The 23368-nt window shown below is 36.5% G+C and carries 24 protein-coding genes and 1 tRNA gene; 15 read left to right on the top strand and 10 right to left on the bottom strand.

Annotated features, from left to right (window positions below):
• Position 1: 1 nt before the first annotated feature.
• The 5 genes from NZ923_02800 to NZ923_02780 all read right to left on the bottom strand — a co-directional run bounded on the left by NZ923_02800 (position 2) and on the right by NZ923_02780 (position 3371).
• Positions 2-367, bottom strand: a complete 366-nt coding sequence (locus NZ923_02800; protein ID MCS7228949.1) for a hypothetical protein — start codon at positions 365-367, stop codon at positions 2-4.
• Complete coding sequence (locus tag NZ923_02795) at positions 354-698, bottom strand: flagellar protein FlaG (protein MCS7228948.1); 345 nt, start codon at positions 696-698, stop codon at positions 354-356. The genes NZ923_02800 and NZ923_02795 overlap by 14 nt, the downstream gene beginning before the upstream one ends.
• Positions 695-2128, bottom strand: coding sequence for a flagellar filament capping protein FliD (gene fliD / locus NZ923_02790; protein MCS7228947.1), 1434 nt, complete (start codon positions 2126-2128; stop codon positions 695-697). The genes NZ923_02795 and fliD overlap by 4 nt, the downstream gene beginning before the upstream one ends.
• A 10-nt stretch (positions 2129-2138) precedes the next feature.
• The gene (locus NZ923_02785) at positions 2139-2438 is read right to left on the bottom strand and encodes a flagellar protein FliS (GenBank protein ID MCS7228946.1); all 300 of its coding nucleotides are present in this window, start codon (positions 2436-2438) and stop codon (positions 2139-2141) included.
• A 90-nt stretch (positions 2439-2528) separates the two neighbouring features.
• Entirely contained in the window at positions 2529-3371 is an 843-nt protein-coding gene (locus NZ923_02780; protein MCS7228945.1) for a flagellin, read from the bottom strand.
• Positions 3372-3591: 220 nt separating this feature from the next.
• Here NZ923_02780 and NZ923_02775 point away from each other — a divergent pair, with 220 nt between their 5' ends.
• The 15 genes from NZ923_02775 (at position 3592) to NZ923_02705 (ending at position 18185) form a co-directional block, all read left to right on the top strand.
• Positions 3592-5100, top strand: coding sequence for a glycosyltransferase (locus NZ923_02775; GenBank protein MCS7228944.1), 1509 nt, complete (start codon positions 3592-3594; stop codon positions 5098-5100).
• Positions 5101-5146: 46 nt separating this feature from the next.
• Positions 5147-5221, top strand: a tRNA-Val gene (locus NZ923_02770).
• 152 nt (positions 5222-5373) lie between these two features.
• Entirely contained in the window at positions 5374-6117 is a 744-nt protein-coding gene (locus NZ923_02765; GenBank protein ID MCS7228943.1) for a DUF4115 domain-containing protein, read from the top strand.
• 40 nt (positions 6118-6157) lie between these two features.
• Positions 6158-8161, top strand: coding sequence for an NAD-dependent DNA ligase LigA (ligA, locus tag NZ923_02760; protein MCS7228942.1), 2004 nt, complete (start codon positions 6158-6160; stop codon positions 8159-8161).
• A gap of 13 nt (positions 8162-8174) precedes the next feature.
• On the top strand, positions 8175-8786 hold the full coding sequence (locus NZ923_02755; protein MCS7228941.1) for a hypothetical protein: 612 nt from the start codon (positions 8175-8177) through the stop codon (positions 8784-8786).
• Between the two features lie 10 nt (positions 8787-8796).
• Positions 8797-9321 (top strand): hypothetical protein, encoded by a 525-nt coding sequence (locus NZ923_02750; protein ID MCS7228940.1) that lies wholly within the window; start codon positions 8797-8799, stop codon positions 9319-9321.
• A gap of 16 nt (positions 9322-9337) precedes the next feature.
• The gene (locus NZ923_02745) at positions 9338-9685 is read left to right on the top strand and encodes an STAS domain-containing protein (protein ID MCS7228939.1); all 348 of its coding nucleotides are present in this window, start codon (positions 9338-9340) and stop codon (positions 9683-9685) included.
• Positions 9686-9690: 5 nt separating this feature from the next.
• Entirely contained in the window at positions 9691-11172 is a 1482-nt protein-coding gene (locus NZ923_02740) for a sodium:solute symporter (GenBank protein ID MCS7228938.1), read from the top strand.
• A 59-nt stretch (positions 11173-11231) separates the two neighbouring features.
• On the top strand, positions 11232-11666 hold the full coding sequence (locus NZ923_02735) for a DUF5618 family protein (GenBank protein ID MCS7228937.1): 435 nt from the start codon (positions 11232-11234) through the stop codon (positions 11664-11666).
• A 14-nt stretch (positions 11667-11680) separates the two neighbouring features.
• Complete coding sequence (gene pruA, locus NZ923_02730; GenBank protein MCS7228936.1) at positions 11681-13234, top strand: L-glutamate gamma-semialdehyde dehydrogenase; 1554 nt, start codon at positions 11681-11683, stop codon at positions 13232-13234.
• A 17-nt stretch (positions 13235-13251) separates the two neighbouring features.
• Positions 13252-13962, top strand: coding sequence for a hypothetical protein (locus NZ923_02725; GenBank protein ID MCS7228935.1), 711 nt, complete (start codon positions 13252-13254; stop codon positions 13960-13962).
• 21 nt (positions 13963-13983) lie between these two features.
• Positions 13984-15159, top strand: coding sequence for an ADP-forming succinate--CoA ligase subunit beta (gene sucC, locus NZ923_02720; protein MCS7228934.1), 1176 nt, complete (start codon positions 13984-13986; stop codon positions 15157-15159).
• A 261-nt stretch (positions 15160-15420) separates the two neighbouring features.
• The gene (gene rpiB, locus NZ923_02715) at positions 15421-15873 is read left to right on the top strand and encodes a ribose 5-phosphate isomerase B (GenBank protein ID MCS7228933.1); all 453 of its coding nucleotides are present in this window, start codon (positions 15421-15423) and stop codon (positions 15871-15873) included.
• 10 nt (positions 15874-15883) lie between these two features.
• Entirely contained in the window at positions 15884-17542 is a 1659-nt protein-coding gene (locus tag NZ923_02710; GenBank protein MCS7228932.1) for an acyl-CoA carboxylase subunit beta, read from the top strand.
• Entirely contained in the window at positions 17520-18185 is a 666-nt protein-coding gene (locus NZ923_02705) for a hypothetical protein (protein ID MCS7228931.1), read from the top strand. The genes NZ923_02710 and NZ923_02705 overlap by 23 nt, the downstream gene beginning before the upstream one ends.
• Here NZ923_02705 and NZ923_02700 read toward each other — a convergent pair.
• Genes NZ923_02700 through NZ923_02680 form a run of 5 tightly spaced genes read right to left on the bottom strand, consistent with a single transcriptional unit; the run spans position 18114 to position 23311 of the window.
• On the bottom strand, positions 18114-20543 hold the full coding sequence (locus NZ923_02700) for a hypothetical protein (GenBank protein ID MCS7228930.1): 2430 nt from the start codon (positions 20541-20543) through the stop codon (positions 18114-18116). The genes NZ923_02705 and NZ923_02700 overlap by 72 nt on opposite strands.
• Positions 20540-21163 carry a GNAT family N-acetyltransferase gene (locus NZ923_02695; protein ID MCS7228929.1) on the bottom strand — a complete coding sequence of 208 codons (624 nt, stop codon included), beginning with the start codon at positions 21161-21163 and terminating at the stop codon, positions 20540-20542. Before NZ923_02695 ends, NZ923_02700 begins: the two co-directional genes overlap by 4 nt.
• Positions 21160-21762, bottom strand: coding sequence for a 3'-5' exonuclease (locus NZ923_02690; GenBank protein ID MCS7228928.1), 603 nt, complete (start codon positions 21760-21762; stop codon positions 21160-21162). Before NZ923_02690 ends, NZ923_02695 begins: the two co-directional genes overlap by 4 nt.
• On the bottom strand, positions 21763-22422 hold the full coding sequence (locus tag NZ923_02685) for a deoxynucleoside kinase (protein MCS7228927.1): 660 nt from the start codon (positions 22420-22422) through the stop codon (positions 21763-21765).
• A 13-nt stretch (positions 22423-22435) separates the two neighbouring features.
• A complete protein-coding gene (locus NZ923_02680) occupies positions 22436-23311 on the bottom strand; it encodes a cobalamin-binding protein (protein MCS7228926.1) in 876 nt (291 codons plus the stop codon).
• Between the last annotated feature and the right edge of the window lie 57 nt (positions 23312-23368).

The raw sequence follows: 23368 nt of genomic DNA, 5'->3' as shown, positions 1-23368 counted from the left end.
TTTACCTCAAATAATTTAAAATTTTTCTGCGTTCAATCAACTTTGATAGCTCTTCCGAAATTTCTCTCATTTTCTCCTTTATATTATCGGCACTTTCCCTATCAATCTTTAGTATCTCATTAAGAATTGATTTAACCTCAAACTTGATTTGTTGGAAATCTGGGATTTCATTTTTCACTTTTTCAAAGTTTTCCAAGAGATTGAACATTTCTTTAAGCTTTTGCTCTCGCTTCAATAGGTGTTCGGATAACTTCGTGAATTCACCTCTGGAGATCATCTCCCGAATCAAAAGCGTAATCTTTAATGTCTCGCGAAGTTCATCAAAAATCAATTGAATTAACTTTGTATTTGAGTTATACTTTCTCATTGATTATCAATCCAAGTAATTCACTAATTCGCTTTGAAATTATCAAAAGTTCCTTTGGTGGGATTTGGCGAATTATCTCGTTTGTTTCCACATCAACGATCTTCAAAACGGTTTTCCTCGCTTCCTTGTCAATTTCAAAAGTGATCTTGGTGTTAAAAATTTGAATAAACTGATTTAATTCTTTTATTATTTTCTCTACTTCCTCCATTGAGATTTTACGCTCGTTTTGCGTAACTTCATCTTCATTTTGTATAACTCTCGCATCGTTCAGATCGTGCTTGTTTTGGTGAATTGTTTGTACTGTCGCTATGTTTTTTACTTCTTGGATCATGACAGGAACATCTGCATTAATTGTTGAGCTATTGCTTGTTGCCTTGCAAAAGCAGTGTAAAGAGATTGAAGTTGGGCAAATTGCTTTCTCAAATCTTCGGCTCTTTGTTCAATGATTTTGTTCAAAGATTTTATCCTCTCGTCAAACCGTTTTATCTGTTCCTTTCCAAAGTTAATTCTTTGCTCAATTACCCCACCGATTTGGACAAAAGGATTTATAAATTCCTTTAATTTAATCGCTATCCCGTCTGAAGAGTTAAAAAGTTCCTCTACCTGTGAAACATTTGTAGAGATCAACTTATCAAGTTTTGAGTTATCAGAAATCTTAAGCGTTCCGTCAGGATTAATCTTGATTCCGATATCACTTAAAAATTTTAAAGTTCCTGATGAAACAGGACTGCTTACTATAAGCCGCAGGTCTGCTTTCAACTTTAATAGAACATAATCACCACTTAAAATAGAACGAGTTCCATCCGATGTGGTTTTCGTTTTATCATTTATGAACTTTATCAAATCATTGTAGATTTGCACAAACGAATCAATTGTCTCTTTAATTCTGGCAGTACCAGTTTTAATTGCGACAGTTACTGGGTTATCGTTTGGATTTTGAGATTTCTTTAGTTCAATTGTGACGCCAGGAATTACATCGTTTATTTTATTTGATCCACGAATTATATTTATACCGTCAACGATAAGTTTTGCATCAAGCGAATTGATATCATTGTAAAGATATCCACCTGTTGTATCGCCTGCAGTGATGCGACCGCTAATAACATTTGAATCAAGCCCAATGTTTGCAAGCAAGTTTCCTTGAATATCAGCAAGAGAAATTGCGTATTGACTTCCCGTATGTTTGCTTTTTATAACAAGTCGCGAAGTTGATGCAGTATCAGATATAACGCTTGCTTTAACATCAAAATCAGCAGAATTTATTGCAGATGCAATTTTATTTAAAATCACTTTATTTGTATCTTCGTTTCCTATTGTGATATTTACATCAGTTGAAACCCCATTTACCGTGATTCTTATCGTTTTTATTCCTGTTCCCTCTGCTGTTGAAATTTCCATTCCGTCATTTGAAAATTTTGAGGAAAGAATTAAATCCTCTTTCGCAAGTTGTTGAATTAAAATCGTATGGTTTGCAGGTGTCGCAACCGGCTCAACATTTACTGATAAAACAGTTTGATCTGAGACTTCAGCTGTTTTAACTTGAAATCTTGAATTTACCCCTCTTGTTGACAGATCTTTAACTATTGAAAGAAGTGAATTTAATTTTGTTTTTAGTTCCAGAAATACCGAGTTTTTAGCTTGGGTTAGATCTTTTTGTGTTTCAACTGGCTTGATGAGTTTATTGCTTTCGGCTCGTTTGAATATTTGCAGTAAGTTATCTATAGGGTTAATGTTGTTATTTGTATTGAAATAAAACGACATTTTGCAACTCCTATTTTAAATTGAAAGCTTTCGCCCACGCATCGCGAAGTTCTTTTAAAACCTTAACAGCGTTATCAAAATTACCTTGCCTTATCTCGTATTGGCAATAGTGGTAAAGTTTAAATAAACTCAAAGAAATTTCTTTATAATCAAAGTTCAACGAAGCGATAAGTTCAGTAATAGCTTTGTTTGCTCTCTCTGCGTCTTTTCTTTTACAGCTAACGATCGCAACATCATAGATTTTTAAGATCAGTTCAACTGGTGAAAGGTTGAGAATTTCGTTTTCTATGTAGCTATTTTTTTCTGGCATTGTTAAACTTTTTCTATTTTTAAACGCAATGGGGGTTGCGCTGAAGGCAACCCCCAGATTCATTTATCTATCGTTCAGCGTCTCCAAAGATTATCTAAACAATGCAAGCACTCCTTGCGGAGCAGCGTTTGCTTGAGCAAGTTGAGCTGTGGCTGTTTGCTGGAGTATCATAAGTTTCGCAACTTCAACCTGCTCTTTAGCGATGTCGGCGTCAAAAATTCTGCTTGCAGCTGCATCAGTGTTGGTCATTGACACTATCAAGTTTGCCTCTTTAACATCAAGACGATTAATTAAAGAACCAACATATTGAAGTTGCTGTGTAACTGTCTTTATTGCGTTATCAACTGTGGTGATAAACGAGGTCACCAAGTCAGATGTGGCGACAGCGCCTGATTTTACAAGTGTGCTATCAACGGTTATGTCAAATTTAACTGTGAGAGTGTCGCCATTATCGCTTCCGACTTGGAAATCTCTACCTGCAACCCAGTCACCACCACCAGCTCCTCTGAGCAATTGCATTCCGTTGAACTTTGTTTGTTTCACGATATCATCAACTTCAGCAAGGTAATCATTGATTTGTGTAGCAATCGCCTGAAGTTCATCTTCGCTCAAGCCACCGTTTACAGCTCTTGTTACCTGCTCCTTAATTGAAACAAGCAAGTCATTAATTTTCTGCAAACCGCCTTCAGCAATTGAAAGAACATTTTTCGCGTCGCCGACATTGTTTATTGCCTGTGCAAGCCCACGGCTTCTTGCTTGCAATTTTTTTGCAATCGTGTAACCAGAGGGATCATCGGCGACGGAGTTGATCTTCTTCCCCGTTGCGAGACGGAGTTGATGAACGCCCAATTCACGATTGATATCGTTGAGAGCGTTGTAGGCGTTCATCGCTGCGATGTTTGTGTTGATGCGGGTTCCCTGTGAGAATGCCATGGCTTATAACCTCCTTGTTTTTTGTTTGTTTTACATTCGTCAGGGCTTCCTTGCCCTGACATTTCACTTTTATTTATCGGATTCAATCCCGAGTTACTTTAATCTTAAAACATAAAAGCAGAGAAACACACGCTCCCCTAAAGAGTCTCCAAATTATTCCGATAAATCTTATTAAGAAAAGAAAACTTGAACCTCACAAATGCCCAAAATTTCACTTTGCATGATTGTTAAAAATGAGGAAAAATTTCTCCCAGAATGTTTAGAAAGCGTGAAAAATATAGTTGATGAGATAATCATAGTTGACACAGGTTCAACCGATAGAACGATTGATATCGCTCGTTCTTACAATGCTAAGGTTTTTTCTTTTAAATGGGAAAACGACTTCGCATCTGCAAGAAATGAATCAATAAAACACGCAACTGGTGATTGGATTTTAGTCCTTGACGCAGATGAACGATTAAATCAAGGACAGGAAAAAAAGATAAAGAAATATATCAATTTAAATTTTGATGGCCTCTATGTCCGAGTTATAAATCTTGACAAAGAAGGCAAACCCTCCGTAATAAATGAGTATCCGAGATTATTTAGAAGGAAAGATGAATTCAAATTTGAGGGCAAAATACATGAACAGATATCACCATCAATTTTAAGAAGTGGCGGGAAACTAGCAAAGACAGATATAACAATTACTCATCTTGGCTATGGTCAAAGCGATGAAATAATGAACAAAAAATATGAAAGGAACTTGCAAATTTTGCTTGACCAATTTAAACAAAATCCAAACAATGCTTACACATGTTATCATATTGGTATCACGAAGATCTTAAAAGGAGAAAAAGATGAAGGGATTGAATATCTAAAAAGATCAATTCAGATTCCACGGGAAATTTCCAACTTAAGTGATTCTCTTGGAGCTGTCATTTACCACACTCTCGGCGAATATGAAATTCAAAAAGGTAATATATCGCAGGGGCTCAACTATTTTGTCAAATCAATAAAAATTGCGCCACATCAAGTAGGAGCTTATTTTTCCGCTGGACTTGCGCATATGAAACAATCAAACTTCATATTTGCAAAAAACTTCCTTGAAAAAGCGCTCAAAAATTTATACGCTTTATCCAAAGGCAAACCTCTTGAAACAGCACTTGAAAATTTCATTGAACCCGAACTTATAATGTTTAACTTGATGATATGCTACTTTAAACTCGGGAACTTTCAAAACTCAAAAAAGTATATTTTGCGGATATTGACAAGTGAAAAATTTTATAAATTGGCACTTGATTTCCTTGTCGCTGAATACAAATCGCTAAACAAAAACGCTGTGCAGATCATAAAATATATTGCGGAGGTTAAACCATCATTTGATGTTTTTAAGATACTTGCTGGAATTCAACAAATTGAGGGTGATCTTGAAAATGCAGTTAAAACTTTGAAATTCGCTCTTGAATTTAAGGACGATGACGAAATAAAATACAACCTCGGAACTTGCCTTGTTGGTTTAAGAAAATTCAACGAGGCAATTGATGTTTTGAAAGAATTTTTGAACCTCAAAGAATCTCCATTTTTTAATGATGCTATTAAAGTTCTTGCTTTATCTTACATAGGCGCAGGTGATATTCACAAAGCCCTTCAGTGTTATGAAGTACTTCTTGAGCGCAATCCAGCAGACGAAGCTGTAAAATCAAGAATAAAGTCGCTCGCTCATAATCATCTCGCCTCCCGAGTTTAGATTTTGCGTTTATTGTTTTTCGTTTTTAAATTAATATAAACCATTGGGGCGCTTAGCTCAGTTGGTCCAGAGCGCTACCTTCACACGGTAGAGGTCGCAGGTTCGAATCCTGCAGCGCCCACAATTTATCATTTTTAAACTTCCAATCTTGACGAGCTCCTAAATTCTCTCTTTCTGATAAATCGCTACCCTGCATTGTGCTTTCCCAAGGCATATTTTGATTAAAAAGATTAATTTTGTTAGATTATTTTCTGAAAACTAAAAAGGAAAAAAATGAGCGTTGCTGAAATCCTGAAACAAGCACGCGAGGGTCGCAATTTAACTCTTAAAGATATTTCCAAAAAAACGAGAATAAGTGAAAAATTCCTTGAGAAAATTGAAAGCGGGGTCTATGATTTCGCTCCAGAGCCATATGTGAGGGCTTTCATCAGAAGCTACGCAAGAGTGGTGGGCTTAAACCCGAACGATGTCATAAAAGAGTTTGAAAACGAAATTGCCTCCCTCAAGCCAACAACCGAAAAAAAGGAAACAATTAAAACCCAAATTGATCTTGCTTCGTTCATCTCTCAAAATGTTTTATGGATAATTGGCGCAATCGTTACAATCCTTGTGCTAATTTTTGTCTTCATTGGAGTTGATTCAGAAGAGAAGAAACCTATTGAGAGAAAAAAATTTGAAACAGCAGTTGAAGAAATTTCAAAAGTTAGAAGTCCAGAAAACATAGAACGCAAGGCGACATTTGAAATTGATAGTCTTGACTTGAGAATCATTTCAAACGATTCTGTGTGGTTCAGCGTTATAATTGACAGCGCCCAAGTCAAGGAATTTCTAATGTTGCCAAATTCAAGTTTAACCTTAAGAGCGAAAAATAACTTTAATTTCACAATTGGAAATGCGGGAGGGATAAAATTTATTCTGAATGGATACGAACTTGAACCAGTTGGTAGAAAGGGGGCAGTTGTGCGCAATTATATCATTGATAGAGAAAAATTAAAAACGATTTCCTCCCCACGATAAGTTAAAACAAAATTTGAGTCTATATAAAACTATGAGGCAAATAGACCCGAAGATCATTGAAAGAATTGAACAGTTGCGCAAAGAAATAAGAGAACACGATTACAGATATTATGTACTCGCAGAGCCAATTATTTCTGATTTTGAATATGATATGTTGATGAGAGAATTAATTGAACTTGAAAGACAATATCCAGAACTTGTCACCCCCGATTCGCCGACACAAAGAATAGGTGGGCAACCTACTAAGGAATTTCCTACTGTCACACATCCAACCCCAATGTTAAGTTTAAATAATGCTTTCACGATTGAAGAGATAAAAGATTTTGATAGAAGAGTTGCCGAACTTCTTGAAGGCGAAAAATATAGATATGTCGCAGAATTAAAATTTGATGGCGTTGCTGTCAGATTGAGATATGAAAACGGAATTTTGGTCCTCGGCGCAACTCGTGGCGATGGAATTCAAGGCGATGATATAACAAATAACATTAAAACAATTCGTTCAATACCCTTGCGATTGATAAATCCAGATGAAAAATTTCTAAACATTGAGGTTCGTGGTGAAGTTTATATGAACAAGATTGATTTTGAAAAATTAAACGAAGAAAGAGAGCGACTCGGAGAAAGAATCTTCGCAAACCCAAGAAATGCAACCGCTGGAACTTTGAAGCTTCAGGATCCTAAATTAGTTGCCCAAAGACCACTGCGATTTTTTGCCTATTATCTTGAAGCGGAAGGTGTTGAACTTGAAAGCCAATACGAAAACCTACAAATTCTAAAACGGCTTGGTTTCCCTGTTTGTGAACATGCGAAACTTTGTGAAAACATAGATGAAGTGATTGAATTTTGGAGATATTGGGAAGACCATAGAGATGAATTGCCTTACGAAATAGATGGAATTGTTGTAAAAGTTGATTCAATTCGTCAGCAAGAAATCCTTGGTGCAATCGCAAAAAGCCCAAGATGGGCGATCGCTTTTAAATTCACTCCAAGACAAGCTCAAACAAAACTTCTCGGGATCACTTTACAGGTTGGGAGAGTTGGAACGATAACTCCTGTCGCTGAACTTCAACCTGTGCCACTTGGTGGAGTTATCATAACGAGGGCAACGCTTCATAACGAAGATTATATTAAAGAAAAAGACATAAGGATCGGAGACACAGTAATAGTTGAGCGAAGTGGTGAAGTCATTCCTAAAATAGTTGGAGTTGTTCTTGAAAAACGACCTCCAGATTCAGTACCATTTGAATTTCCAAAAACCTGTCCTGCTTGTGGAGGTCCAATTGAAAGACCATCCGGAGAGGCAAACTACTATTGCGAAAATCCAGAATGTCCAGCACAAGTTAGAGCGAAAATTGAACATTTCGCCTCAAGAGGCGCAATGGATATTGAAGGACTTGGGGAAGCAATCGTTGATAAACTTGTGACGCTTGGTTTCTTGAAAAACTACGCTGATATTTACGATCTTCACAAGCACAAAGCCAAACTCGTTAAAATTGAAGGATTTGGTGAAAAAAGCGTCCAAAATCTGTTGAATTCAATTGAAAACAGCAAAAAGCAACCGTTTCATCGCGTCCTTTACGCACTTGGGATAAGATATGTTGGTTCTGAAACCGCAAAACTTCTCGCCGATTCCTTTAATTCAATTGATAAACTCATGAAAGCTACCCCATCTCAAATAGAATCAGTTTATGGCATCGGACCGAGGATAGCTGAGAGCGTTTATAAATTTTTCAGAGATCAAAGAAACCTTGAACTGATTGAAAGATTGCGAAATGCCGGATTGAATTTTGAAGTTAAACCTGAAGAAAAAGCTAAGAAAAAACTTGCAGGAAAGACATTCGTTTTTACTGGCACATTGAAAACTTTTACTCGTGAAGAAGCAAAAGAAAAAGTTGAGGAATTAGGTGGAAAGGTAAGCAACAGCGTAAGCAAAAAAACAGATTATGTCGTCGTTGGCGAAAACCCCGGCTCAAAATATGAAAAGGCAAGGCAACTTGGTGTTAAGATAATTTCAGAGGAAGAATTTCTTGAACTCATAAAATAAACTGGAGGGAAAAATGCGAAAAGCCTTTTCGCTTATAATCTTGCTAATTATCGTTACTAACTCCTTGCTGCCTCAAACTTTACCTGGTAAATTTGGCTTTGGCGCTGATGCTGGAATTTCAATTTTTCAAGGTCAATCAAAACCAGATATTCAATCAATCGGAAATGCGAAAGTAAGATTAGGAGTTTTTGATTTTCTCTCAATCGTTGGCAAATTTTCAGGAGGATGGGTTGGATTTAAAGATAAAAATACAAACTTAAAGAATTGGACTACGATAATATCTGGTGAATTGCAAAGTGAATTTCACATTGTTCCAAGAAGCAAGTCAGATGTCTATTTCTTCATTTCTGGCGGGATAATTCATTATCAACCGAACATAAGCAATTATATGGGTCGGAACACAGCAACTGCTGGATTTGGGCTTGGATTGAATATGTATGTGAAACATTTCTTGTCAGTTGATTTTTCTGCCTCGTATAATCTCACAACAAAGGGCGATCTTGATGGAGATCCAACGACAAAAGATAAAGACGGCTTCATTGCCTTGAAACTTGGACTTTCTTATTACTTCTATGACAAAGAATACATACGCCAAGCGTTTATAAAAGGAAGAAGATCAAAGTGATAGATCCGTGATGAAAACTTTACTTCAAAAGTTAATAATAGCTTTCGCAAAGTTAAAAAGCGGAGTTAGGGGTAGAAAAATTGTCAACTTCACGCAGGCATTTCAAAGGGCAAGATATATTGCTATAATAATGCCAAGGGAAGAGAAGCAGTTTTTAACTGCATATGAAATGCTCAAAGATATTCCTGGGAAATATAACATAACCGTCATAGCGCTCTCTAAGTTCAAGGAATATTTCACTACGAAAAGATATCGTTTCATTGAGGTAACCGAGGATAACGTTTCAGTTTTTGGTTTGCCCAAAAGTAATTTTCTTAAAAAACTTGCTCTCTTTAGATACGACATTGTAATAGATATGAGCTTTGACTTTGATATTTTCAATGCATGGCTTTGTCAAGACCTCAACTCTGGGATTAAAATTGGTTTCAAAAGGGACAACGCGGATCTGTTTTATAATTTTCAACTTGCAATAGGCAAGAACACAGATTTAAAGTCAGCTTATTCAGGAATGATAGGATCTTTGAGCATATTCTAATAAAAATCGCAATTTTATGAACTTTGAACTATTAAAGCCGGTCAAAGATACATTAGTTTTCAAGTTGAACGAGAAAAAACTTGATGCGATCATAGCGCCTGAATTGAAAGCAGAATTTTTGGCTTTATGTCAAAGTGGAATGAAGAAATTAATAATTGATTTATCTCAAGTTGAATATTGCGATAGCTCTGGTCTAAGCTCGCTTTTATTTTGTGAAAGAAGGATGCGCGAAAACAAGGGAGTTGTAATTCTCACTGGGGTGGGCGATAGGATTTTGAACTTGTTAAAAATAACGAAACTTGATTCACTTTTCCAAGTCTTACCTACTGTTGAAGATGCTCTTTCTTTAAAAACAAAAAAATGAACTTTATGAATTTCGGTTTAATTGATTGGTTAATCGTTGTTGCCTATCTTCTCGGGGTTTTAATCTTTGGAATAATTTCTGGCGGAAAGCAAAAAAACACAGCGGATTATTTCCTTGGAGCGAGACGAATTCCATGGCTTGCGGTTTGCTTCGCTGTCGTTGCAACAGAGACGAGCGCGTTGACATTTTTAAGCATACCAGGGGTTGCATATGCAACAAACTTAAATTTCCTGCAGCTTGCGTTTGGATATATTCTCGGAAGAATTGCTGTAAGTTTCATTTTCCTTCCAGCTTACTATCGTGGGGAACTTGCAACAGCGTATCAGTTCCTTGGAATAAGATTCGGACGAAAAGTAAGAAATTTTGCCTCAATTGTTTTCATGGTAACACGACTTGCTGCGGATGGTGTGCGCCTTTTTACAACTGCAATACCTCTTGCGATAATTTTGAAAAATTCAGGACAATTCGTCAATTGGTCAGATGCTCAAATTTACATAACCTCAATTGCCGTCGTTTCGTTTGTGACCTTTCTTTACACATTTATTGGTGGCGTTAGAGCAGTTATATGGATGGATGTCGTTCAAATGTTTATCTACATAGGTGGAGCTATTGCAGCGATCATAGTGCTTGGAAGCAAAATTGATGGTGGGATTTCACAAGTGTTAAGTTTTTCAGCGGAAAAATTCAAAATTATAAATTGGGGTTTTGATAAACCTTTAAAAGATTTCTTCTCCCAACCATATACATTGCTTGCAAGTTTAATTGGCGGTGCCTTCCTTTCAATGGCTTCACACGGAGCTGACCAACTTATTGTCCAGCGACTTCTTACAACCGATTCTTTGAAGAACAGTCAAAAAGCGTTAATTACAACTGGTTTCATCGTTGCACTTCAATTTTTCATGTTTCTGTTTCTCGGTTTAATGCTTTATACCTTTTACAATGGTGCAAATATGAATCCAAATGAGGTTTTCGCTGATTTCATCGTGAAATATATGCCATCTGGAATCTCCGGTTTGATAATAGCTGGACTTTTTGCAGCTGCTATGTCAACTCTTGCTGGCTCAATGAGTTCCCTTGCTTCATCGGCTATGATTGATATCTATAAACCATACTTCGGAAAAAATATAGATGAGAAGAAAGAATTAATTGTTTCAAGAATAATAACTGCGATATGGGCAATTCTTCTTGTTGGATCAGCGATGTTTTTCATGAGGACAGAAAGAACAGTAGTTGAACTTGCTTTAAGCATTGCTTCATTTACATATGGCGGACTACTTGGGACATTTCTCCTCGGGGTTTTATCTAAAAATGTTAACGAAAACAGCGCATTGATTGCATTTATATCCGGAGTTTTGATGATGGTTTATGTAATTTTAAACACGAAAATAGCCTGGACTTGGCATACATTCATTGGCGCTGGAACAACAATAATCGTAGGAAATTTGGTTCAGGCATTAGTTGATAAGTTTAATGGGCGCAGAAGTTGAGTTTTGACGATAAAAATTTTTAAATTTTATAAAAAGCAAAATTTTTACCACTTGTTCAAATGCGAAAAAGGAACAAAATAAAAAAACTCCTTAAGCCGCAGGAAACTTTTGTAGAAGCTTTTGAATTTGCGAATGAATTGTACCGAAACGCGCTGAAAACGCTTTCGGAGTCCCCTGTAGAAAATGGTAGATATAGAAACATAAAAAAGGTTTCAGAGGCGTGTGGAACTGCATATATTGCAGTGTTGAGAGCAATAGAGGGCGAAATGTTAAGAAGGGGGCTTTCTCCTGATGAATTCCCAGAAAATGTAATTGAATACAGAAAATTTTTAAGAAGCTTGCCCAAAAATGGAAAATTGATTGACGCTTTCAACACGGTTTATGAAAACCTGCATATTTTGGGGTATTATAGACATGGTGCAGATGAGGCAGTGATCAAAAGTGGTTTTGAGAAGGCCAAAGAAATAATTAATAAATTAACAGGCAAAAAATAAAACAGGAGGAAAAAATGAAGCTACCTCGCTTCAAAAACGAACCATTTACCGATTTCTCAAAACCAGAAAATCGTAAAAAGATGGAAAAAGCTCTCGCAAAGGTTGAGAGCGAACTTGGAAAAGAATATGATATCATAATCGGCGGAGAACGAATCAAAACAAGCGAGAAATTTTATTCCTATAATCCATCAAAGAAAGATCAGGTTGTAGGTATTCTCCAAAAGGGAACTGCGGATCTTGCGAACAAGGCAATTGAAGTGGCGAACGAAGCTTTTAAAGAATGGAGCATGACAAAGCCAGAATATAGAGTTAAAATTATGCTAAAAGCTGCACAGATATTGAGAAAGAGAAAATTTGAATTTGCATCTTGGCAGGTTTTTGAGGTAGGGAAAAATTGGGCGGAAGCCGATGCTGATGTCGCAGAAGCAATTGATTATCTTGAATATTACAGCAGATGGGCTCTTCATTATGCAAAAGGAGCTCCTGTAGTTAAATATCCAGGCGAGAAAAACGAAATGGTATATATTCCTCTCGGAGCTGGCGCAGTAATTCCACCATGGAATTTCCCGCTTGCGATTTTGCTCGGTATGACTGTTGGTGCACTTGTAACTGGAAACACAGTTGTTCTGAAACCATCAAGTGACTCACCAGTTATTGGAGCGAAGTTTTATGAACTAATGAAAGAGGCAGGACTCCCAGATGGTGTTCTAAACTTTATAACTGGTCCAGGCTCAAGCGTTGGAGATACACTTGTTGCGCATCCGAAGACGAGATTTGTTGCCTTCACTGGTTCAAAAGAAGTTGGGATTCATATCTACGAGCTTGCTTCAAAGGTTCAACCAGGACAAATATGGCTTAAGCGAGTGATTGCAGAAATGGGCGGTAAAGACGCAATTATCGTTGACGATGAGGCAGATCTTGATTCAGCTGTTAAAGGTGTTGTGGTTTCCGCCTTTGGTTATCAAGGTCAAAAGTGCTCCGCTTGTTCAAGAGCAATTGTTGTTGAAAGCATTTATGATAAATTTATTGAAAAACTTGTTGCAGAAACAGAAAAACTTGAAATCGGACCAGCGAAAGATAACTATCCAGTTGGACCTGTAATAAACGCTGGAGCTCAACAGAAAATTCTTTCATATATTGAAATTGGGAAATCAGAAGGAAAATTATTAACAGGTGGTGAAGCAGTTCGCCAAGATGAAGGATATTATATAAAACCGACAATTTTCGCAGATGTTGATCCTAAAGCAAGGATAGCTCAAGAAGAAATTTTTGGTCCTGTTCTTGCAGTTATAAAAGCGAGAGATTTTGATCATGCGCTTGAAATTGCAAACGATACTGAATACGGTTTGACTGGCTCCGTTTATACAAAAAACAGAAAAAAGATTGAAAAAGCAAAAAAACTTTTCCATGTCGGAAATCTTTACATAAACCGAAAATGCACAGGCGCAATAGTTGGTGTGCATCCATTTGGCGGATTTAATATGAGCGGAACTGATTCAAAAGCTGGCGGTCCTGACTACTTGCTATTGTTCTTGCAAGGAAAAGCGATCTCGGAAAAAATTAAATAATTTTGGGGAGGATATTAATGAGCGTTCCTTTTAGCTTGTATGAAAAACTTGAGAAGAAGTTCGGAAGAGATGAAGCGGTTGAAATAACCAAGATGATTGAGGATTTCATCAATGAGATGAAACATAGAGCTGAAACTATCGGAATTGAGAAAAAATTTGAACTCAAAGATGAGTTAACAAAAGAGCTCGCAAGCAAAGCAGATGTCGTGTTAGTGCGAACCGAACTTGAAAGTAGAATTGAAAATGTAAGAGTTGAACTACAAAACACGAGAATAGATCTTGAAAGACAAATTGAAAATGTAAGATCTGAATTGCAATCTACGAGAGCTGAACTTGATGCAAAAATTGAAAGTGTTAGAGCTGAACTGCAAACCGCAAGAGCTGAACTTGATGCAAAAATTGAAAGCGTTAGAGCTGAATTGAAAACCACCAAAAACGAGCTTGAAAGGCAAATTGAAAGTGTAAGGTCCGAATTGCAATCTACGAGAGCTGAACTTGATACAAAAATTGAAAGCGTTAGAGCCGAACTGCAAACCGTAAGAGCTGAACTTGATGCAAAAATTGAAAACGTTAGAGCTGAACTGCAAACAGTAAAGACAGAACTCAAATCCGAAATAGACAGGTTGAACTTAAAATTAAACTTCCTGATAATTCTCGTCATCATAGTTTTAACGCTTATGAATCCTATTGTTGCAGAAATTGTCAAGAAATGGGCTGGAATTAATTAAAAAATAAACGAAGGATTGCAAATGAAAATACATGAATACCAGGCGAAAGAAATTTTGAAAAAATTTGGTGTCGCTGTTCCAAAAGGTCGCGTTGCTTTTACACCTGAAGAAGCAGTTGAGGTAGCTAAAGAAATCGGTGGCGAACTATGGGTCGTAAAAGCTCAAATTCACGCAGGTGGAAGAGGTAAAGCTGGTGGAATAAAACTTGCAAAAAGCTACGAGGAAGTTTATGAACATGCGAAAAATATGCTTGGTTCAAAACTTGTAACATATCAAACAGGTCCAGAAGGTAAAATTGTCAAAAAAGTCCTCGTTGAACAAGGATTAAAGATTCAAAAGGAGTTGTATGTGGGAATAACTCTTGACAGAAGCACTTTTAGAAATGTTGTGATGGTTTCAAGCGAAGGAGGAGTAGAAATTGAACAAGTTGCCGCCGAAAGCCCCGAGAAGATTTTGAAAGAATATATTGATCCCAAAATTGGTCTAATGCCATATCAAGCAAGACGACTTGCATTTGGACTTGGACTTGAAGGAGAAGCATTTAAAAACGCTGTTAAGTTTTTGCTCGCTCTTTATAAAGCTTACGAAGAAACCGACGCGTCCCTTGCTGAAATCAATCCACTTGTTTTAACCACCGATGGACAAGTTCTAGCTCTTGACGCAAAGATGAACTTTGATGACAACGCACTCTTCAGACATCCCGAAATACTTGAAATGCGCGATATTGACGAGGAAGATCCACTTGAAGTTGAAGCGTCAAAATATAATCTTAACTACATCCGTCTCAATGGGAATGTTGGTTGCATGGTTAATGGCGCAGGACTTGCGATGGCTACTATGGATTTAATTAAACTTGCTGGTGGTGAACCAGCAAACTTTCTTGATGTCGGTGGTGGCGCAAAAACTGAAACGGTTGAACAAGGCTTCAGGATAATTCTTTCCGATCCAAATGTAAAAGCAATACTTATCAATATATTCGGTGGGATCGTCCGATGCGATCGTGTCGCGCAAGGAGTAGTTGAAGCTGCAAAAAAGGTCGGAGTAAATGTCCCTGTTGTTATACGACTTGAAGGAACGAATGCTGAAGAAGGTGCAAGGATTCTTAAAGAATCAGGACTAAATTTCATCGTTGCAAATGGCTTTAAAGATGCAGCTGAAAAGGTTGTAAATGTCCTCAAAGAACTCGGAATAAACTAATACCACGACGGGGGAGCTTCCCTCCCCCTCTTAAAAATTAAACCATCTCCGTGAATGCCCAAAAAACTTATAACAGAAAAAACAGTAGTTGATTTTTTCAACCAAGGAAAAACGGAAATTGAAATTGACAAAAATACAATTGTTACGCCATCCGCAAGAGATAAAGCACTTCAATTGAGAATCAAATTTATTGAAAAAAGCGATACTCCTCAAAAATTTGATTATCCATTAAAACCAGAACCAAAAGCAGATGGTAAAAAGATAGTTGCAATCGCCAGCGATCACGCCGGTTTTAAACTCAAAGAGGAACTAAAAAAATTTATTTCTGATCTTGGCTATTCAGTCCTTGATCTTGGGACAAATTCTGAATCATCGGTTGATTACCCTGATTTTGCCTATGCAGTTGCGTATTCTATTATCTCTGGAAAAGCTTGGCGTGGGATAATGATTGATGGCACCGGTGTTGCATCATCAATTGTCGCTAACAAAGTTCCCGGAATAAGAGCAGCATGTTGTCATAATGAATTTACTGCAAAGATAAGTAGAGAACACAACGACGCAAATGTCTTAACACTTGGCGCTAGAGTGATCGGGAGCGAACTTGCAAAGGAAATAATAAAGGTTTTCCTTGAGACCAACTTCGGAGGTGGAAGACATCTCCAGAGATTGAACAAAATCACCGAAATTGAGAAAAAATATCTAAAGCAAAAGTAAATATCATAAAATGCCAAAAGCAATCGGAAGCCAGATAAAAAAGGATCAGAATTTTTACGAAAACGAAGACAATCTTAAAAATCTGTTAAGAATTTTAAATGCAAAAGCTGAACAGATAAAACTTGGTGGTGGTAAAGAAGCAATTGAAAAACACCACAAAAGGGGAAAGTTAACAGCAAGGGAAAGAATTCAGAAATTAATTGATCCGAATTCAGAATTTATTGAGATCGGTCTGTTCGCTGGTTACGGAATGTATGAAGAATACGGAGGAGCACCATCTGGCGGTGTCGTCGTCGGAATTGGAAAAATCCACGGACGAGATGTTGTAATTGTCGCAAATGATGCGACAGTTAAAGCTGGAGCTTGGTTCCCCATAACTTGCAAGAAGAATCTCAGAGCACAGGAAATCGCAATGGAAAATAGAATTCCGATAGTTTACCTTGTTGACTCCGCTGGCGTCTTCTTACCACTTCAAAGCGAAATCTTCCCAGATAAAGAACATTTCGGAAGGATCTTCAGAAATAATGCAATAATGTCTTCAATGGGGATTCCTCAAATCGCTGCAATTATGGGTCCTTGCGTTGCTGGCGGTGCTTATCTTCCTATAATGAGTGATGAGGCCTTGATAGTTGAGGGAACTGGAAGTGTATTTCTTGCAGGACCACATCTCGTAAAAGCTGCAATAGGTGAAGAAATTGATATTGAAACCCTTGGTGGCGCAGTCGTTCATAGTGAAATAAGCGGAGTGACGGATTACAAATGTAAAAACGATGAAGAAGCGCTTGAAACCATAAGAAGCATAATTTCAAAGCTCGGCGAAACCCCAAAAGCTGGATTTAACCGCGTTGAACCCAGACCACCCAAATATGATCCCGAAGAAATTTACGGAATAATTCCAAAGGATATCTCAAGACCCTATGATATGTATGAAGTCCTTGCGAGAATAGTTGACGATAGTGAAATTGACGAATATAAAGCAGGATATGGAAAAACTATAATTTGTGCATATGCGAGAATTGATGGTTGGTCTGTCGGAATAGTTGCAAATCAAAGATCCGTAGTTAAAACTAAACTTGGAGAAATGCAAGTCGGCGGAGTAATCTACTCCGATAGCGCTGATAAAGCTGCAAGGTTTATTATGAATTGCAATCAAAAGAAAATCCCTCTCGTCTTCTTTCAAGATGTCACTGGTTTCATGGTCGGGAAAAAAGCCGAATGGGGCGGAATAATAAAAGACGGAGCAAAGATGGTAAACGCTGTCGCCAATAGCACTGTTCCAAAATTTACATTCATAATTGGCAATAGCTTTGGTGCTGGCAACTACGCAATGTGCGGAAAAGCTTATGACCCGAGATTTATTTTCGCATGGCCAACCGCACAAATCGCAGTCATGGGCGGAAAACAAGCAAGCGAAACATTATTAAGCATTAAACTCTCACAAATGGAAAAGGAGGGAAAGGTAATAACAAAAGAAGAACAAGAAAAACTTCTCAAAGAAATTCAAGATAAATACGAGAAAGAAATGGAACCGCTTTTCGCAGCCGCACGACTTTGGGTTGACGGAATAATTGACCCACTTGAAACAAGAAAAATTATATCCAGAGGAATTGAGATCGCAAATAACAATCCATATATCCCAAAATTTAATGTCGGTGTTATACAGACTTAAATTTCTAATCATTTTAACCCTGATTTCATACGCAAATTCTCAACCCATCATTGACAATAAAATTTCAATTGTTCATAAACTGCGCAACTTCATACGAAGTGAAGAATTCAAAAATCTTAAAGTAAAACTTGGCGATGTCTACTCCATTGACCTGATATACAAAAAATCTCTCGTCCTGTGCGATTACGACATTGAAAGCGCCCTCCTTGTTTGTGGTTTTGCAACCCTAAGCCATAGAAAAATTAATTTTAAGATCCCGCTTGTAGGTATTAAAATTCCACTACTATTAACTTCAGAAAGCGAAGAAAATTACGAAAAAAGGATCAAAAATCTACCCTCAAAAATTTTCTCCGATACCATTGACGATAAAGATAAGCTCCAACACTTCTTCTTTTCCGCTTATATTGCCTACAAAAATGCTGGCAGAAGAACCGCAGATAAAATAGGATTACTTATTGAAGAAGGTGAAAAAATTGGATTAAATCTCACCAGAGACGAGAGGGACATAGTCGCAAATAGATTGGGACAAAATTTTGGGCTTTCTCTCCATAAAAACCCTTTTATGCTTCCATCAAGATTTTTCAAGCGAGATTCTCTTGAAAAAAATTTTTACTTCCTTCTCAAATCTAAAAGAAAACTCTAACCAAGCCCCGCTTTCGTCAACTTTTAAATTTTCAACTAATTTATCCTCAATTAAAACTTTTTCAATCCAAATTTTTTCTTCAAATCTTGGCTCAAAAATAATTTTGACCTCGGGCAGATCCTTTTTTCTAAACCAAAATCGCATGAAGTTTCCTTCTCTTTTCAACGAGACATTCAACCTCATATTTTGTATTCTCAAGTTTCTGATCTCCCAAAATTCCCAACTTTCCGTAATTAGCGGTGAAAAATAAATTTTTTTCTCAAATGAATCAACATCAAAAATACAATACCTCCTCAAAACATTGCCAATGAACATTCCGAGCGAAATTGCTGAGTTAACATCAAGAACATCTTCAAAACTTTCCTTATTAAAATTTCTATGATGTTTTTCTTCTACTTCCAGATCGCTCAATTTTTTAATCCACGCTTCATCCTTCAAAACTTTTGCAAATAAAAGAAGTGAGTCAACCACATCTTTCCCGAGATCGGCAACTTTACAGTTCTCAATCATTTTTTTCAACCTTTGCCAAGTGAACTTCGCAAAAAGTTTATCTTTTGAAGAGCGGAGATATTCAGCACAAACTTTGATATATTCTGTTCTCAAATCTCTTTCATACTCAAAAGTCCCCGATAGCGATAACACCGATGGTATCTCCCCATTTAAACTCATACATCTTCCACCAAATTCAAGCGTGTCTCTTACAATTTCATATTCACCAATTTTTAACATCAAAGGAAGAATCTGCAAAACTTTTCCATAATCCACAATTTCATCGTTCAAATCATCAACAAGGAAATTGCCGAGACCCTTAACATTTTTCACAAACTTTGGGAAACAAGATAAAGCAATCTTGAAATTTCTGTTAAATTCCTCATCAGGTGTTAAAATTAAAAGTCGCTTCCTGAATCCATCTTTTACAGATTTTAAATTTTCTTTAAATACCTTATGGGCAAAAACGAGTGCGTATTTATAGATTTCTTTTGCGCTTTTTGCGATATCTTCATTTGAAGATGGATGTTTCACATCGCCAACAATTGCAAAATTAAATGCTTTTTCAACGCCAGAAGAAATTCGGTAATAGATTTTAACCCTTAAATCATCCTCAACTCTGAAATCAAATAACTCAAACCTCTTTGGACTACCCAGAAACAAAGCAAAAAGTTTATCATTTAACACATAAACACATTTCAGTTTTTCTTCGCATCCATAGAAAAAGTCTTTAAGTGGTATAGTTGATAGATTCAAAATTTTCGGCGAGATTTTAATCTCAAGACAAATTTCAAAATCTCTTTCCGAGGTTATGAGAAAATTTAAAATCAAAGCTGGCTTTTTCGGATGCGCAAATATCGTCTCTTTAAATTTCACATTATCAATTTCAAATTCCATCAAAAGTGATTCTGGTTTGAATCTAATTTGTGCACTTTCCGGCGATATGAATTTTTCTTCGCTTTTGACATAAATTTTGAATCTGTCAATCAACTGAAACGGTGGGATTGATATTTGCTCTATTTCAATACCTGAAACCTTTGCATAAATTTTATCGCCTTGCACAAGAAAATCTTGACCATCTTCAAATGAAAGACCAGTGTGCTTATCACCTATTTTTTTATGTGCAGTTCTCAACGCTTTTTGTTCAATTGCGAGATCAACTTTTTCAATTTTACCACTAAAAATCCAATATGTTCTCGGTTCGGGAAACTTTTTTGGATTGTTTAAATAAAGAAGCGAGTTCAGAACAAGCCGATCAAGATTGTGAAAGAACGGATTATCAAGTGCAGAAAAATAAACATTTCCACCTATTGCTATTACTCTGCCTCCGTTTTCATATTCAAACAAAATTTTCTTATCGTAATTTATCTTTCTACCTAATTTTTCAACGGCAACTATCCTTAACTTTTCTGGCGCTCGCTTCACATAAGCAATAGTTAAGAATTTATCAACTCGCTTTGCGAGAAATACATCAACACCATTTTTTAATTTCCTAAAAACAGGATGACCGAAAAAAGAAACAAATCCAATCGGAATTTCAGATTTAAGTTCAAAACTTTCAAAATCAGGTTCTATCGGTTCAATCTCGATTTCATTTAAGAGCTTCATCGCGGACAAAGTTAAAAGCAAATTACCCCCATGATTTAGAAAATCAGTTATAACCGATTTAAAATTCTCGTCCCTTGCAAAATCTGGAAGTGTAAAATTTTTGTCGTAGTGCCACCAAATTATATTAAAATCATTTAAGTTCGTTTCAAAAATTTTTTCAACTTCAACTTTAAAGGCACAACCAGTTCTCGCCCTGACCCATTTATATGCCTGAATTTGTTCAGAGGTAGGTTCAGATTCAAATAAAAAAGCGATCTTCATCTGACTTCTTTGTCCGGAAAATTTTGATTACCAACCGCGCTTCTATTCAAGCGAAAATACTTTTCCTTCGTGATACAGAAATCAACTACGTCATAATATTTGCCCCTATAATAAATTCTATTTTTATCTCTCCTAACCTCATCAAATCCAAGAGAGTTAAAAAGCCGAATTGATCTTTCGCTGAACGAGAAGATATCGGTTGCAAAAACTCTATCCGCTTTCATGACTTCAAAAGCGAATTTTAAAATCGTTTTTATCGCATCCTTCCCATATCCCTTGCCCCAGTATTGCGGTTTACCAATAAGTATCGGTATACAATAGATAATTTCATTTCTATCCTTAACACCAAGTCGTTCATAGTCATCGTCATAAAGAAGACAAATTTCACCAATTGGCTCTGGCTTCGCAAGGTCGGTTGCTTCAATTATGAAAAGAAACCCATTATTTGAGAGATATTCATAAACTTCAACAACTTCATCCCAAGTATGTTCTGGCTCTCCTTCAGCTTCAAGAACAAGAGGATCGTTATTCCACTCAAATGCCATTTCAAGATCATCCTGTGTAAAAGGACGAAGAAGTGTTTTCTCGCCTTTTAAAGTTATGTCATGAACCCTTATCAAGGTTGAATCTTAAATTTTTTTGATTCATTCATTATTATAGCGATACATTTTGCTGTTATAAGGGCATCTTCAAGTGCGTTGTGACCTTCAGATTTTCTCCTGAGACCAAAATATTCAGCGATTGAATCTAAACTTAATGATCTCGGGGTTGGCAAGTTGTTATTTTTTAAAATTGTAAAGTAATAGAAAGCGAGAATATGCAGATCAAGAACTTTGCTTGAAAACGGCCAATCAAACTTCGCTTCTCTATATGCGAAATGAAGAAAATTTATATCAAAAGTCACGCTTTGCCCACAAAGCACCAGATCTTTTAAAGCGGACCTTGCGGTATCAGGTTTTTTAAGTGTCCTTAATATCCACGCCTCAAATTTAGGGATCACATCATAAATCATCGGCGCATCCTTAAGATCATGAAGCGAAAGTTGATGAACACCCATCGCTGTAATTGAAAATCTATCCTCATGAAGTGGATAAACATTCGTCAAAAAAGTCCCAAGCTGATTCCAATTTTCATCAAACAAACAGGCTCCAAGTTGAATTATCTCATGATAACCCGGTTCAAGACCTGTTGACTCAACATCAATCACGAGATATTTCATTTACTCTTGCAATGTTTTATTTTTAATTTCAAAACCGAGATTTTTAAGCTCCTCTCTAACGATTTCTATAACCTTTTGAAAGTCAGTCTTGTCATTCACAAAATCAATATCGTCTGTTTCAAGTATTAACATTCTCCCTAAATTATATCTTGCTACCCAATCTTCATAATGTTTGTTGAGTCGCTCAAGATATTCACGAGGGATGTTTTGCTCAAAAGATCTCCCGCGAAGTTTAATTTGTTTAATAAGAGTATCAACATTTGCACGAAGGTAAATTATAAGGTCTGGGGGTTTAAGAAAACTCGTCATAATTTTGAATAGTTCAACATAATTTCTGTAGTCGCGCTCATCCATGTTGCCCATCTCGTAAAGATTCTTAGCAAATATCTCCGCATCCTCATAAATTGATCTGTCCTGAATTATTGAATAAGGCGAATTCACAATCTCCATATGATCTTTGAATCTCTTAGACAGAAAATAGATCTGCAAATTAAAAGACCAACGCTTCATATCTTTGTAAAAATCATCAAGATACGGATTATCATCAACTGATTCATAATAAGCTTTCCATCCAAAGTGTTCGCTCAAAAGTTTTGTGAGCGATGACTTTCCAGATCCGATATTTCCAGCAACAGCAACAAATACCTTTTCTTTTTTCATTCAGATTTCACTTTTATTTTGAAGATTTGTTTATCATCTGAGCAATTATCTTTGTAGCGAGAATAACTCTTGGCGATGGACGAAATAAAATGTCGGGATCAACTTTAAAAACTTTGTTTTCTCTTATCGCATTTATATGTTTCCACTCTGGAAATTGCCTTAAAAGTTCGTCTCTTTCTACATTTGATTCAGTTAAAATTATTATATCGGGATTAACTTTCAAAATTTCCTCACGATTGAGTATCGGATAATTTTGCTTCAAAGTTCCAGCGATGTTTAACCCGCCTGCTCTTTCAATTATTTCATTTATGAATGTATTTTTCCCAGCCGTCATCAACGGATTCAGTGAGAGAACCACAAAAATTTTAGGCTTCTTTTCAACGATGTTAAGCTTTCTTACTTTATCAAGTTCTGCTCTTAAACTATCAACGAGATGCTTTGCTTTTGATTCAATTCCAAATATCTTTCCAAAATCAAGTATCGTTTTGAAAATCCCGTTAAAATTTCTCGGATTAGTCACAAAAATTTTAAACCCGAGTTCAGATAATTTGTTAAAGCTTTCACGAGTATTGCCCTCAACCGTCATTATTATCAAGTCAGGTTTAAGCGAAGCTATAATTTCATAATTTGGGTCTATCACACCTCCGATTATTGTTTTCTTTTGAGCTTCTGGTGGGAAATTACAATATCTTGTGACGCCAACAACTTTATCCCCGAGCGAGAGAAAATAAAGAGTTTCTGTAATGCTTGGAGCGAGGGATACGATCCGGCTTGGTGGTTCATCAAACCTTAATTTTCTTCCCAGATCATCAGAAACCTCTACTTGAGATAGAACTTCAAAAATAAATATCAAGTAAAACAGAAGTATACCTATCAAGCACTTCTTCATTTTCAACGGGGTCGGTTTTTGTTTGAAAAAATATCAAAATTATTCAAATAAGCCAAA

The organism is Candidatus Kryptonium sp. (assembly GCA_025060635.1).
Lineage (GTDB): Bacteria > Bacteroidota > Ignavibacteria > Kryptoniales > Kryptoniaceae > Kryptonium.
This window is presented reverse-complemented; position numbering and strand designations above follow the sequence as displayed.